This window comes from Peptoniphilus koenoeneniae (assembly GCF_030812875.1).
GTDB lineage: Bacteria > Bacillota > Clostridia > Tissierellales > Peptoniphilaceae > Peptoniphilus_B > Peptoniphilus_B koenoeneniae.
Genome location: NZ_JAUSTN010000011.1, coordinates 1 through 14791, shown reverse-complemented (window position 1 = coordinate 14791; position 14791 = coordinate 1). Strand labels below are relative to the sequence as shown.

The window sequence follows — 14791 nt, the reverse complement described above, 5'->3', positions numbered from 1 at the left end:
TCACAGAGCATAAAAGGAGAGAAAATGAAAGCTATACAAGTTGTTGAACCAGGTAGAATGGAACTTATAGAAGTTCCCATGCCTAAAATAAAAAATCCTAAAGACGTATTGGTAAAAATAAGAGCCTTTGGAATTTGCGGATCCGATGTAGGAATCTTTAAAGGAAAGAATCCTTTTGCAATATATCCAAGAATAATAGGCCACGAAGCTTGTGGAGAAGTTTATCAAGTTGGTGACAAAGTAAAAGATTTAAAAGTTGGAGATAAGGTAGTCTTAGAACCCATAGAATTTTGTGGCGAATGTTATGCATGTAGACATGAAAGACACAATGTATGTAAAGATTTACAAGTTTATGGAGTTCATAGAGAAGGCGGATTCTGTGAATACCTAGTAGCAGACAGATCAAAATGGCATAAAGTAGATGACAATATGTCCTTTGAACATGCAGTAGTAGCAGAACCTTACACAATAGCAGAGCAATCAACATCAAGAGCAAGAGTAAAAAAAGGCGATTATGTATTAGTAACAGGAGCAGGTCCTATGGGGCTTTTAATTACAGACATAGCAACCTGCAAGGGAGCCAATGTAATAGTATCTGAAATAAATGACAGAAGAAGAAATATGGCAAAAGAATTTGGAGCAAAATACACAATCGATCCTTCAAAAGAATCTTTAAAAGATTTAGTAGATCAAATAACAAATGGCGAAGGGGTAAATGTTTTAATAGAAACAACAGGAGTGCCTCAAGTAATGGAAGAAGCTGTAAAACTTCTATCACCAGCATCAAGAGTTGTTCCTTTGGCATTTGGTTCTGAATATATACCTTTGGATTGCAAAACCATAAATCAAAAGGAAATAGAAATTGCAGGCTCAAGACTTCAATACGAAAAATTCGACATAGTTTGCTCATATTTAAAAGACAAAGAAGACCTTTTAAATAAATTCGTAACAGATGTATTTAAAGCAGAAGATTACAAAAAAGCCTTTGAAAAATTTATGGAAAAAGACACCAGCTCAATAAAAGTAGTATTAACCTTTTAAAAATAAATATAAAAAGAAGACCTAAGGGTCTTTTTTTTATGCCTTGAAAAATAAAAATAATTTCCATTGAAATTTAAACCTGAAGTAGAGACCAATTAATTGAAAATCGGTCCCTAGAGGTCATATATAAAATAAATTTTAATTCAAGAATAGAGAATAAATTTAAAAACGCTCTACGTGAAGCATAAAAAATTTTTATAAAAAAATTAATTAATGCTTTGAATTTAACTTGTCAAGTGTTATAATAATAAATTGCATAATAATTAATTTAGAGTGGAACATTAGGCTCTAAATATAAATCGGACGTTACTGCATGAAACAAAATAGGGGTGATTTAATGGTACATCCTGTAAAGTATGGAAACCGTGAAAGAATGAGTTTTTCAAGGATTGAAGAGGTTCTTGAACTTCCCAATCTTTTGGAAGTGCAAACTTCTTCTTTCAAGTGGCTTCTTGATGAAGGATTACGAGAAGTTTTTGATGATGTTAGTCCCATTGAGGACTATGCCGGAAATTTAATTTTAGAGTTTGTTGATTACAAAGTTTCTGATGAAATTAAGTATTCAATTGATGAGGCTAAGGCACGTGATACAAACTATGCCGCTCCTCTTAAGGTTATTGTAAGGCTTATTAACGTTAAGACTGGAGAAGTTAAGGAACAGGAAGTTTTTATGGGAGATCTTCCTCTTATGACTCCTACGGGAACTTTTGTTATTAACGGTGCTGAAAGAGTTGTTGTTTCACAACTTGTTAGAAGTCCCGGAGCTTATTACAAGGTAGAAACCGACAAAACAGGCAAAAAGCTTTATTCTTCAACGCTTATTCCCAATAGAGGTGCTTGGCTTGAATATGAAACTGATTCTCAAGGGGTTATTAATGTCAGAATAGATAGAACGAGAAAAATACCTATTACTGTTCTTTTAAGAGCTATAGGAGTTCAATCAAATTCTGAAATTACAGAATTCTTAGGAGAATCTGAGGCCCTTTCAAAGACTTTTGAAAAGGATCTTACTAGCAACAAGGAAGAGGCTTTAATTGAAATTTATAAGAAATTAAGACCGGGCGAACCGCCTACTCTTGATTCTGCTCAATCTCTTTTTGAAAACATGTTTTTTGATTTTAAGAGATATGATCTTGCTCATGTGGGCAGGTATAAGTTTAATAAAAAGCTGAATCTTGCATCGAGAATTGAAGAAATGATTGCCGGAGAGGATGTTATAAATCCTAATACTGGTGAAGTTTTAGTGAACGAAGAAGAGCTTATTGATAGACAAACTGCTTATAAAATCGAAAATGCAGGTATCAATAGGGTAATTGTAAGGATTAAGGCAATTCACTTAAATGATACTGATAAAGATGTTATTGTTTACGGAAACAATTTCTGTATTCCTTCTGATTTTGATTTACCTTTTAGTCTTAAGGAAATCGGTTTTAAGGAAAAAATTTATTATCCGGTTTTTAAGGAAATTTACGATGAATTTTCTGAAAATCCAGAGGCTTTAAAGGAAGAGCTTATAAAGAGAAAAAATGAGCTTAGTCCTAAGCATATTATTGTCGATGATATTTTAGCTTCTATAAGCTATGAATTTGGTCTTTTCCCTGGCGTTGGTAAAACTGATGATATTGACCACTTGGGAAATAGAAGAATAAGAAGTGTCGGCGAACTTTTACAAAACCAATTTAGAATTGGTGTTTCGAGAATGGAAAGGGTTATTAAGGAGAGAATGACTGTTCAAGATGCAGATGCAACTACTCCTCAAGCTCTTATAAATATTAGACCTGTAACAGCTGCGATAAAAGAATTTTTTGGATCTTCACAGCTTTCACAATTTATGGATCAAAATAATCCCCTATCAGAATTAACTCACAAAAGAAGGCTCTCAGCACTGGGACCTGGTGGGCTAAGCAGAGATAGAGCGGGCTTTGAAGTGCGTGACGTCCATAACTCTCACTACGGAAGAATGTGTCCTATAGAAACTCCCGAAGGTCCAAATATCGGTCTTATTACTTCTCTAACAACCTATGCAAGGATAAATGAATACGGCTTTATTGAAGCGCCTTACAGAAAGGTTAAAAAGGGAGAGGGAATTGTTACAAATGAAATTGAATATTTGACTGCTGATGTTGAATATGAACAAATTATCGCTCAATCTAATGAAATTTTAGATGAAAATGGAAAATTTGTTAATGATCGTATTGTTGCCCGTGGTCATGAGGGTATTGTAGATATTTTTGATTCCAAGGATGTAACTTACATGGATGTATCACCTAAGCAAATTGTTGCTGTTGGTACAGCTATGATTCCTTTCCTTGAAAATGATGATGCTAACCGTGCTCTTATGGGTGCAAATATGCAGCGTCAAGCTGTGCCTCTTCTTGCTACTGAAGCTCCAATTATAGGAACTGGTATTGAATATAGGGCTGCAAAGGACTCGGGAGTTGTTATTGTTTCAACTGATGACGGAGTTATTGAAAAGGTTGATGCGACAAATATAACTTTAAAAAGAGACCAAGATGGAAAATTAATTAATTTTAAACTTCATAAATTTGTTGGGGGCAACCAAGGTACTACTATTAATCAAAGACCTATTGTCAACAAGGGACAAATTGTAAAAAGAGGGGAAGTTATAGCTGACGGACCTTCTACGGACAAGGGTGAAATGGCTCTTGGTAAAAATATCCTTATAGCTTTTATGAACTGGGAAGGATATAACTACGAAGATGCTATGCTTGTAAATAAGGACCTTGTTATTCATGATGTTCTTACTTCTCTTCACATTGAAGAATATGAATCTGAAGCAAGAGACACTAAACTTGGACCTGAAGAAATAACAAGAGATATTGCTAATGTAAGTCCTGATATGCTTAGAGATCTTGATGAAAGAGGAATTATAAGAATAGGTGCCGAAGTTAAGCCTGGAGATATTTTGGTTGGAAAAGTTACTCCCAAGGGAGAAGGAGATCAATCTCCTGAAGAAAGACTTCTTCGTGCAATTTTCGGAGAAAAATCCAGAGAAGTTAGAGATACTTCTTTAAGACTTCCTCACGGTGAACAAGGTATTGTTGTAGATGTTAAAACCTTTACAAGGGCTATGGGCGATGAACTTCAACCGGGAGTTCAAGAAATGGTTCGTGTTTTTATAGCTACAAAGAGAAAAGTTCAAGTTGGAGATAAAATGTGCGGTCGTCACGGAAACAAGGGTGTTATTTCGAGAGTAATGCCTGCTGAAGACATGCCATATATGCCTGATGGTACTCCTATTCAAATTGTTCTTAATCCTTTAGGGGTTCCTTCTCGTATGAACCTTGGACAAGTTCTTGAAGTTCACCTTGGACTTGCTGCAAGAAAACTTGGATGGAAAGTTGCTACACCAGTATTTGACGGTGCCAACGAACAAGATATTATAGATTCTCTTGAAAAAGCAGGTCTACCAAGTGACGGAAAAATTCAACTTCGTGACGGAAGAACCGGAGAAGAGTTTGATCATCCTGTTACTGTAGGGATAATGTATATGCTTAAACTCCACCACCTTGTTGATGAAAAAATTCACGCAAGAAGTACAGGACCTTATTCTCTTGTAACTCAACAACCTCTTGGAGGTAAAGCTCAGTTCGGAGGACAAAGGTTCGGAGAAATGGAAGTTTGGGCTCTTGAAGCCTATGGTGCATCTTATACTCTTCAAGAAATGCTTACTGTTAAGTCTGATGACATTGTAGGAAGAGTTAAGACTTATGAAGCTATAGTAAAGGGCGAAAATATTCCTACACCAGGAGTACCTGAAAGTTTTAAAGTTCTTATTAAAGAGCTGGAATCTCTTGCTCTTGAAATACAAGTTCTTGATGATGAAGGAAAACTTGTAGATCTTGAAGCTGATGATGAAGACTTACAAAAAATAGATGCGGGAGTTAATACTGAATCTGATGAAGATTACAAAGAACTTATTGAAGGCAGTTCACACTTTTCAAAAATTTCATCAGAAGATGCAAACTCTCTTACCTTTGAAGATGAAGATGAGGATGAACCGTCATTTTTGAAAATTATTTCAGGTGACGATGATGGTGAACAGGACGAAGACGAAGAAGATTGATTTGTCTTAGAGAAAGGAGATTCACTTGAACGAACGCGAATTATTTCATTCGATAAAAATTGGCCTTGCTTCTCCGGAAAAGATTAGAGAATGGTCTTATGGAGAAGTAAAGAAACCTGAAACTATAAATTACAGAACCTTAAAGCCAGAAAAAGAAGGCTTGTTTTGTGAAAAAATATTTGGTCCTACTAAAGACTGGGAATGTTCTTGCGGAAAATATAAGAGGATCAGATTTAAGGGCGTAGTTTGCGAAAAATGCGGTGTTGAAGTAACAAAAGCAAAGGTACGCCGTGAAAGAATGGGTCATATTGAACTTGCTGCTCCTGTTTCACACATTTGGTATTTTAAAGGCATACCTTCAAGAATGGGACTTGTTCTTGATATGAGCCCCAGATCTCTTGAAAAAGTTTTATATTTTGCAGCTTATATCGTTACAAGAGTTGATGATGATGTAAATGCAATTGTTGAAAAACAAGTATTAAATGAAAATGAATATAGAGAGCTTAAAAGAGAATATGGCGACAAGTTTGAAGCAAAAATGGGAGCTGAAGCTATTAAAGAGCTTCTGAAAAAAGTTGATCTTGAAAAAGAATCTAAAGAACTTAAAGAAGAAATGGAAGATGCAACAGGTCAAAAACGTATTAGAGTTTCCAGAAGACTTGAAGTTATTGAAGCTTTTATCCAATCAGGCAACAAACCTGAATGGATGATCCTTGATGCAGTTCCTGTTATTCCACCAGATCTTAGACCTATGGTTCAATTAGACGGGGGAAGATTTGCTACAAGCGATTTAAATGATTTATATAGAAGAATCTTAAACAGAAACAACAGATTAAAAAAACTACTTGATATAAATGCACCGGACATTATTGTCAGAAATGAAAAGAGAATGCTTCAAGAAGCTGTAGATGCATTAATTGACAATGGTAGAAGAGGCAGACCGGTAACAGGACCGGGAAACAGACCTTTAAAATCCCTTTCAGAAATGCTTAAGGGTAAACAAGGACGTTTCCGTCAAAACTTGCTTGGTAAGCGTGTAGACTACTCAGGACGTTCAGTTATCGTTGTAGGTCCGGACCTTAAATTTTATCAATGCGGACTTCCTAAAAATATGGCCCTTGAACTTTTCAAGCCCTTTGTTATGAGAGAACTTGTAAAAAGAGAGTATGCTCATAATATAAAAAGTGCAAAAAGAAAAGTAGAAAGACAATCAGAAGAAGTTTGGGACGTACTTGAAGATGTAATAAAAGATCATCCAGTACTATTAAATCGTGCCCCTACTCTTCACAGACTGGGTATTCAAGCTTTTGAACCTGTTCTTGTAGAAGGAAAGGCAATTAAACTTCATCCCCTTGTTTGTACAGCCTACAATGCTGACTTCGACGGAGACCAAATGGCTGTCCATCTTCCTCTTTCCACAGAGGCACAAGCAGAAGCAAGACTTTTAATGTTATCTACAAATAACATTCTTGCCCTTAAAGATGGAAAACCTATTACAACTCCAACACAAGATATGATTTTAGGTATGTATTATCTGACTTTAGATAGAAAAGACAAACTAAAGGGAGACGGCATGGTCTTTTGCGACTATGATGAAATGATGCATGCATATCAAAGCGGATTTTTACACCTTCAAGCTCATGTAGGAATTAGAAAATATCTTGATGAAAATGACAAGAGGGGAAAAATTGTTTATTCTTCAGTAGGAAGATTTATAGTAAATGATTTTATAGCTCAAGACTTAGGATTTGTAGATAGAAAAGTTGATCCTTACGGACTTGAAATTGATAGGGTAATAGATAAAAAACTTCTTGGAACAATAATAGACAAGACTTATAAAAAGCATGGAAATATTGCAACAGCAAGACTTCTTGATAACATTAAGTCAAAGGGCTACCACTATTCAACAATAGGTGCCATTTCAATTTCCATGGGGGACGTTGAAGTTCCGGATACAAAGCCAAATATTCTAAAAGCTGCAGACGAAGAAGTAAAACAATATGAAGAAGCTTTCGGAATGGGTCTTATTTCCGATGAAGAAAGATATGAAAAAGTAATAGAAATTTGGAATAAAGCTACAGAAGACCTAACAGATGAAGTTATGGATGGATTTGACTCCTTAAACAACATTTATATAATGGCAGATTCAGGAGCCAGAGGTAGTAAAAACCAAATCAGACAGCTTGCAGGTATGCGTGGACTTATGGCATCACTTTCAGGTAGAACAATAGAAGTTCCAATAAAAAGTAACTTCCGTGAAGGACTTAGCGTACTTGAGTTTTACATGTCAGCTCATGGTTCCAGAAAGGGACTTGCAGATACAGCATTAAGAACTGCGGACTCAGGATATTTAACAAGAAGACTTGTAGACGTATCACAACAAGTAATAATACAAGAAGAAGATTGCGGTACAGATGAATATCTTGTAGCAAGAGCCTTTAAAGACGGAAAAGAATTAATAGAAAGCCTAAAAGACAGAATCGAAGGAAGATATGCTTTTGAAGATATAATAAATCCAGAAACAGGAGAAATTATAGTAAAAGCAAACACACAAATTTCCGATGATGACGCTGAATTAATTGAAAAATTAGGCATAGAAGAAGTAAAAGTAAGATCAGTTTTAGGTTGTAAATGCAAAACAGGAGTCTGCGCACATTGCTACGGAAGAAACCTTGCAACAGGAAGCCAAGTAGGTATCGGAGAAGCAGTAGGAGTAATAGCTGCTCAATCCATAGGAGAACCTGGTACCCAACTTACAATGAGAACATTCCACACAGGCGGAGTAGCAGCAGCAGCAGATATCACTCAAGGTCTTCCAAGAGTTGAAGAACTTTTTGAAGCAAGAAAACCTAAGGGACTTGCAGTTATTGCAGAAATAGACGGAACAGTAGAAGTCATAGAACAAAATAACAAGAGAGAAGTTGTAATAGTAAGCGAAACAGGCGAAAACCAAACTTACAACATAGTATTCGGAGCAAGACTAAAAGTAAAAACCGGAGATAAAGTTGTAAAAGGACAAGAACTTACAGAAGGATCCGTATACCCTCAAGACCTTTTAAGAGTAAAAGGCTCAAAAGGAGTAGAAGAATACATTGTAAAAGAAGTTCAAAGAGTTTACAGATTACAAGGGGTAGACATTAATGACAAGCACATAGAAATAATAGTTCGCCAAATGATGAACAAAGTTAAAATCTATGATGCAGGAGACACAGACTTTTTACCAGGATCCCTTGTTGACATTGCAGACTATAAATCTGAAAACAAAAGATTGGAAGAAGAAGGCAAAAATCCTGCTCAAGGTCAAGTAAGTCTTCTTGGAATCACAAAAGCCTCTCTTGCAACAGAATCCTTCCTATCAGCAGCATCCTTCCAAGAAACCACAAGAGTTCTTACAGATGCAGCAATAAAAGGAAAAGAAGACTTATTGCAAGGACTAAAAGAAAATATAATAATCGGTCAATTGATTCCTGCAGGAACAGGAGCAAGAATAAATTCAAAAGTTCAAATAGACATAGCAGACCAACTAAAAGAAAACTTTGAAATTTTGGAAAATTCAGAAAGACTGGAAAAAAATAAAATAGTAAAAGAAGAAATAAAAGAAGACTAAAAATAAAAATTAGCTATACATCATACAAGATGTGTAGCTTTTTTATTGCCAACAAAAACCCCTACAGCCCACAAAATCCCACACATAAAAATGTAAGATAATTTTATTCGAATATGGAACCCACACGTGAATGTGAGGTAATTTTATGTGTAAAGGATTAATAAAATTAAATCCTTGCAATCGAATGTAGGGACCAATTCATTGGTCCGGTCGCCGTAAGGCGAATTGAAATAAAATAAAAAAATGAGAAAGAAAAAATAAAGAAAAAATGTATGTTGAAAAATTTAAAACAAAAATGCTTCACGTAGAGCGTAAAAAATATTTATAAAAAAATTTAAAATAAATTTTAAATCAAATATTTATTTTGTTCTCCCACATTATACACGTGGACCGGTAAACCGGTCCCTACAGCCCACAAAAGCCCACGCATAAATGTATTGTAATTTTATCCAAACATGAAATCCACACGTGAATGTGGTGTAAATTTGTGCGAAAAGATTTTACAAAATTAAATCCTTGCAATCGAATGTAGGGACCAATTTATTGGTCCGCCGCCGTAAGGCGAATTGAAATAAAATAAAAAAATGAAAAAGAAAAAATAAAGAAAAAATGTAAATTGAAAAAATTTAAAATAAAATAAAAATAAAAATGTAAATTTAAAATAAATTTTAAATCAAATATTTATTTTGTTCTCCCACATTATACACGTGGACCGGTAAACCGGTCCCTACAGCCCACAAAAGCCCACGCATAAATGTATTGTAATTTTATCCAAACATGAAATCCACACGTGAATGTGGTGTAAATTTGTGCGAAGAGGTTTCACAAGATTAAACCCCTGCAAATGAATGTAGGGACCAATTCATTGGTCCGATCGCCGTAAGGCGAATTAAATAAAATAAAAAATAAAAACTTGACAAAATGACAGACTGTCATTAAAATAAAAATAAATGACACAGTGTCACAAAAAGGAGGGCTTATGGCAAATAAAACTTTTTATAATTTACCAGAAGAAAAACAAAATAACATTTATAAGGCCTTAAAAAATGTTTTTGAAAGTAAATCTATAAAAGAAGCAGCAGTTTCAGACATTATCAAAGAAAGTAAAATGGCAAGAGGTTCATTTTATCAATACTTTGATGACATCTATGATGCCTATTTTCTTATGCTTAAAAGAGAAACACTAGAGATACATGGAGAATTTTTTAAACTTTTGGTAAAAGAAAAGGGGAATTTAAAAGAAAGTTTAAATAAATATGGAGAATTTTTGTTAAAAACTCTTTATGACCAAAAAAAGAGAAATTTATACAAACATAAATTTTTAAATTGGGACGAAAAAGTAGAGGATCACTACAGAAAAGAATTTGTAGAGACTAACTTAAAGGATTTAAAAAATCCTCAAATAGAAATAGAAAACATAAATAAAAAAGAAATGATGGAATTTATAAATTTCATAAAAAGTATAATCCATGAACTTATAAAAGAAAGTTTCAGAAATGACTATACAAGAGAAAAATTTATAGAAGTTTATAAACTATATACAAATTGGATTTTAAGAGGCGTAGAAAAATGAGAGAATTGGAAGTATTTTTTGATATATTTTATTTAACCTTTGCCATGTATTTGGGTCTAAAGATGTTCACATCAAAAAAACCGGGCAAAAATCTTTTAGGAACAATGGCAATATTACTTGCAGGAGGAGATACCTTCCACTTAGTCCCGAGGATTATATCAAGGGTTGAAGAAAATGGCTTTGTAATAAATAAGAACCTCCTTTTATATGGAAGTAAAGTATCAGCAGTAACCATGTCAATTTTTTATGTTTTATTTTACATTTATATAAAAAAAATTCTAGGCTATAAAAATAAAAAAATGGACTTTGCCCTAGGACTTTCTTTAATTGTAAGAGAAGTTCTGGTTATTTATAACTTTGTAAACCTTTCAGATACCCTTGATTTAATATCAAACATACCCTTTTTAGTAATGGGAATAATTGTAATTTGCCTACTAATTAAATTTAAATACAAGGAAGAACTAAAAAACCTGTGGATTTGGGTATTCTTAAGTTTCGCTTTTTACACACCGGTAGTTCTTTTTAAAAGGACCTACCCCATAGTTGGAGCCTTAATGATACCAAAAACCATGGCATATATAATGATGATTGTAAAATTTAGAAAAAACACAAAAGAAAGCTTTGGAAGCCTGGAATTTTTAAGATCAGCATTTTCATTTTTAATCTCAGGTTTAATTGCAGGAGCATTTTATAGAGAATTCGGCAAAATAGCTCCACTTGACCCCAACCTTTTAAGAGTTCATGGACACCTTATAGTTTTAGGCTTCATTGTTCTTTTCGTATTTTTCTTGGCCCTTAAAAGCTTACAAATTCAAGGACAAGAATTTAAGACCACCCTTAAAATCTATGAGGCAGGAATGTTTCTAACCTATTCAATCATGTTTTTACATGGCCTTATAAATCTATACAAGCCTTCAAAACTTCTGATAAATTCTATGACAGGTTTTGCAGGAGTCGGACATATTTTATTGGGAGTATCCCTTGTCATGATAATATTTAAACTTATAAAATACTTCTCAAAAGACCAAATAAAGGGTCAAATTTTAAAAGGACAAATTTAAAATAAAAGTAAAGAAAAAACAGATAGAAAAATTAAAAAAAGTTGACGTACAAGACCACTAATGATAGAATATATAAGCGTATTTATGGCTACCATTAGGTGGTCTTTAAATTATGCAAAAATTTATAAAGGAGGTGCCTTAATGCCGACTATTAATCAGCTGGTTAGACAAGGTAGAAAGAAAGTAGAACACAAATCAAAATCACCTGCTCTTGATGTGAACTATGATTCACTAAGAAAAGTTGAAACTGATGTAAATTCACCTCAAAAGAGAGGAGTATGTGTTGCAGTTAGAACAGTAACACCGAAAAAACCTAACTCAGCTCTAAGAAAAGTAGCAAGGGTTCGTTTAACAAACGGATACGAAGTAATGGCTTACATTCCCGGAATCGGACACAACTTGCAAGAACACAGTGTAGTTCTTATTCGTGGCGGTAGGGTAAAAGACTTACCAGGTGTTAGATACCACATCATAAGAGGAACACTGGACACTGCAGGCGTTGATACAAGACGTCAAGCAAGATCAAAATATGGTACAAAGAAGCCGAAAAACTGATTAAATGAAATTTGACTTTAATATAGATTGCTTAGGCTTACGGTCAAAAACTGAGTACCGATGAATCGACTATTAATGGTTAAGGAGGGAAGTTATGCCAAGAAAAGGACATATCCAAAAACGAGAAGTAATGGCTGATCCTAAATTTGATGATGTAGTAATTACAAAGTTAATAAACAATGTAATGCTTGACGGAAAAAAGGGAACAGCTCAAAGAATTGTGTATAGCGCAATGGATGCTGTACAAGAATCAACAGGCGAAGATCCAATAGAAGTGTTCTATAAAGCACTTAACAATGTTATGCCTGTGCTGGAAGTAAAAGGAAGAAGAATAGGTGGAGCAACATACCAAGTTCCTATGGAAGTAAGACCTGAAAGACGTCAAACTCTAGGACTTAGATGGCTTGTTAAATTTGCAAGAGCCCGTGGAGAAAAAACTATGGATCAAAGACTTGCAAAAGAAATAATCGATGCTTCAAATGGTCTGGGCGCATCAGTAAAGAGAAAAGAAGAAATGCACAGAACCGCAGAAGCCAACAAGGCATTTGCTCACTACAGATGGTAAGGGAGGAAGTATGCCAAGAGAAATACCATTAGATAAAGTAAGAAATATAGGTATTATGGCTCATATCGACGCCGGAAAAACTACAACAACAGAACGTATTTTGTACTACACCGGTAAGATACACAAAATTGGAGAAACCCACGAAGGTGCTGCTCAAATGGACTGGATGGCCCAAGAGCAAGAAAGAGGTATTACAATTACTTCTGCAGCCACAACAGCTCACTGGAAGGGTTACAGATTAAACATCATTGACACTCCGGGACACGTTGACTTCACAGTAGAAGTAGAAAGATCCCTAAGAGTTCTTGATGGAGCAGTTGCATTATTTGATGCAAAATCAGGTGTTGAACCTCAATCTGAAACAGTTTGGAGACAAGCTGACAAGTATCACGTACCAAGAATTGCCCATATAAACAAAATGGACGTAACCGGTGCAGACTTTTTCAGATCAGTTGAAACAATTGATAAAAAACTACATGGCAATCCCGTTCCAATTCAAATCCCAATAGGAGCTGAAGAAAATTTTGTAGGAATGATTGACCTTGTAGAAATGAAAGCTGAAATCTATAAAGATCAACTGGGAACAGAAATAGAAATAGAAGATGTACCTGAAGAATATATGGATAAAGCTTTAGAATACAGAGATAAATTAATAGAAAGAGTATCGGAATTTGACGAAGATCTTATGATGGCTTACCTTGAAGAAGAAGAAATAACCGATACAATGATAAAAAATGCAATAAGAAAAGGAACACTTGCAGTAAAAATGACCCCAGTAACTTGTGGATCATCATACAAAAACAAGGGTGTACAACTTTTACTTGATGCAATAATAGACTATTTACCTGCACCTACAGATATTCCTGCAATAGTAGGAACAAAACCGGGTACAGACGAAGAAGAAGACAGACACGCATCAGATGATGAACCTATGTCAGCTCTTGCTTTTAAAATAGTAACAGACCCCTATGTAGGTAAACTTGCTTACTTTAGAGTTTATTCAGGATCCATAAAAGCTGGATCATATGTAATGAACTCAACAAAGGGTAAAAGAGAAAGAATAGGAAGAATTCTTTTAATGCACGCAAACAAGCGTGAAGAAATAGAAGAAGTATTTGCAGGAGAAATTGCAGCTGCAGTAGGCTTAAAAGAAACCACTACAGGAGATACTCTTTGTGATGAAAAAGATCAAATAATTCTTGAAAACATGGAATTCCCAGAACCGGTAATTTCAGTTGCCATAGAACCAAAGACAAAAGCATCACAAGATAAAATGGCAATAGCCCTACAAAAACTTGCAGAAGAAGACCCGACATTTAAAACATACACTGATGAAGAAACAGGACAAACAATAATAGCAGGAATGGGAGAACTTCACCTTGATATTATTGTAGATAGAATGCTTAGAGAATTTAAAGTCGAAGCAAATATCGGAAATCCACAAGTTTCTTACAGAGAATCAATTACAAAAGAAGCCGACGGGGAAGGCAAATATGTACGTCAATCCGGAGGACGTGGACAATATGGTCACGCTAAAATTAAAGTAGAACCCCTTGAACCAGGTTCAGGCTTTGTATTTGAAAATAAAATTGTCGGAGGAGCTATCCCCAAAGAATATATTGGACCAGTACAACAAGGAATTGAAGAAGCTCTTCAATCAGGTGTACTTGGAGGATATGAAGTACTTGATATAAAAGTAACACTTTATGACGGTTCATACCACGAAGTTGACTCTTCAGAAATGGCATTTAAAATAGCTGGATCAATGGCTTTAAGAGATGCCCTTTCAAAAGGAAACCCAGTATTACTTGAACCTATGATGAAGGTTGAAATTACAACTCCAGAAGAATATATGGGAGATGTAATTGGAGATATAAACTCAAGACGTGGAAGAATGGAAGGAATGGAACTTGTAAACGGTGCACAAATAGTAACATGTTATGTACCCCTTGCAGAAATGTTCGGATATGCAACAGCACTTCGTTCAAACACACAAGGAAGAGCAAACTATTCAATGCAATTTGACCACTATGAACAAGTACCAAACAGTATAGCTGATGAAGTAATCGGCAAGAAAAACAAATAAGGAGGAAGAAATGGCTAAACAACATTTTGAAAGAACCAAACCACACGTAAATATAGGAACAATAGGACACGTAGACCACGGTAAAACAACTCTAACAGCAGCAATAACTCTAGTACTAAATAAAAGATACGGCTCAGGAGAATTCGTAGACTATGCTCACATAGACAAGGCACCAGAAGAAAGAGAAAGAGGAATCACAATCTCAACATCACACGT

9 protein-coding genes are annotated in these 14791 nt (G+C 34.9%); all 9 read left to right on the top strand.

Features of this window, described 5'->3' with window-relative positions; translation table 11 throughout:
• Positions 1 to 24: 24 nt before the first annotated feature.
• Entirely contained in the window at positions 25 to 1041 is a 1017-nt protein-coding gene (locus J2S72_RS08450; protein ID WP_023055289.1) for a zinc-binding alcohol dehydrogenase family protein, read from the top strand.
• Positions 1042 to 1378: 337 nt separating this feature from the next.
• A complete protein-coding gene (rpoB, locus tag J2S72_RS08445; protein ID WP_307495355.1) occupies positions 1379 to 5128 on the top strand; it encodes a DNA-directed RNA polymerase subunit beta in 3750 nt (1249 codons plus the stop codon).
• A gap of 25 nt (positions 5129 to 5153) precedes the next feature.
• On the top strand, positions 5154 to 8735 hold the full coding sequence (gene rpoC, locus J2S72_RS08440; RefSeq protein ID WP_307495344.1) for a DNA-directed RNA polymerase subunit beta': 3582 nt from the start codon (positions 5154 to 5156) through the stop codon (positions 8733 to 8735).
• A 979-nt stretch (positions 8736 to 9714) separates the two neighbouring features.
• Positions 9715 to 10308 (top strand): TetR/AcrR family transcriptional regulator, encoded by a 594-nt coding sequence (locus J2S72_RS08435; protein WP_307495342.1) that lies wholly within the window; start codon positions 9715 to 9717, stop codon positions 10306 to 10308.
• On the top strand, positions 10305 to 11369 hold the full coding sequence (locus tag J2S72_RS08430; RefSeq protein ID WP_307495340.1) for a DUF2871 family protein: 1065 nt from the start codon (positions 10305 to 10307) through the stop codon (positions 11367 to 11369). The genes J2S72_RS08435 and J2S72_RS08430 overlap by 4 nt, the downstream gene beginning before the upstream one ends.
• A 141-nt stretch (positions 11370 to 11510) precedes the next feature.
• On the top strand, positions 11511 to 11924 hold the full coding sequence (gene rpsL / locus J2S72_RS08425; RefSeq protein WP_023055287.1) for a 30S ribosomal protein S12: 414 nt from the start codon (positions 11511 to 11513) through the stop codon (positions 11922 to 11924).
• 94 nt (positions 11925 to 12018) lie between these two features.
• On the top strand, positions 12019 to 12489 hold the full coding sequence (gene rpsG, locus J2S72_RS08420; protein WP_023055285.1) for a 30S ribosomal protein S7: 471 nt from the start codon (positions 12019 to 12021) through the stop codon (positions 12487 to 12489).
• A gap of 10 nt (positions 12490 to 12499) precedes the next feature.
• Positions 12500 to 14575, top strand: coding sequence for an elongation factor G (gene fusA, locus J2S72_RS08415; protein WP_307495339.1), 2076 nt, complete (start codon positions 12500 to 12502; stop codon positions 14573 to 14575).
• Between the two features lie 10 nt (positions 14576 to 14585).
• The coding region (locus tag J2S72_RS08410) for a GTP-binding protein (RefSeq protein WP_307495337.1) at positions 14586 to 14791 on the top strand (206 nt) is incomplete at its 3' end.

Excerpts from the sequence above, each read along its gene's own strand:
- J2S72_RS08450 (WP_023055289.1), top strand. The coding sequence starts at position 25 with ATGAAAGCTATACAAGTTGTTGAACCAGGTAGAATGGAACTTATAGAA.
- rpoB (WP_307495355.1), top strand. The coding sequence starts at position 1,379 with ATGGTACATCCTGTAAAGTATGGAAACCGTGAAAGAATGAGTTTTTCA.
- J2S72_RS08435 (WP_307495342.1), top strand. The coding sequence starts at position 9,715 with ATGGCAAATAAAACTTTTTATAATTTACCAGAAGAAAAACAAAATAAC.
- J2S72_RS08430 (WP_307495340.1), top strand. The coding sequence starts at position 10,305 with ATGAGAGAATTGGAAGTATTTTTTGATATATTTTATTTAACCTTTGCC.
- rpsL (WP_023055287.1), top strand. The coding sequence starts at position 11,511 with ATGCCGACTATTAATCAGCTGGTTAGACAAGGTAGAAAGAAAGTAGAA.
- rpsG (WP_023055285.1), top strand. The coding sequence starts at position 12,019 with ATGCCAAGAAAAGGACATATCCAAAAACGAGAAGTAATGGCTGATCCT.
- fusA (WP_307495339.1), top strand. The coding sequence starts at position 12,500 with ATGCCAAGAGAAATACCATTAGATAAAGTAAGAAATATAGGTATTATG.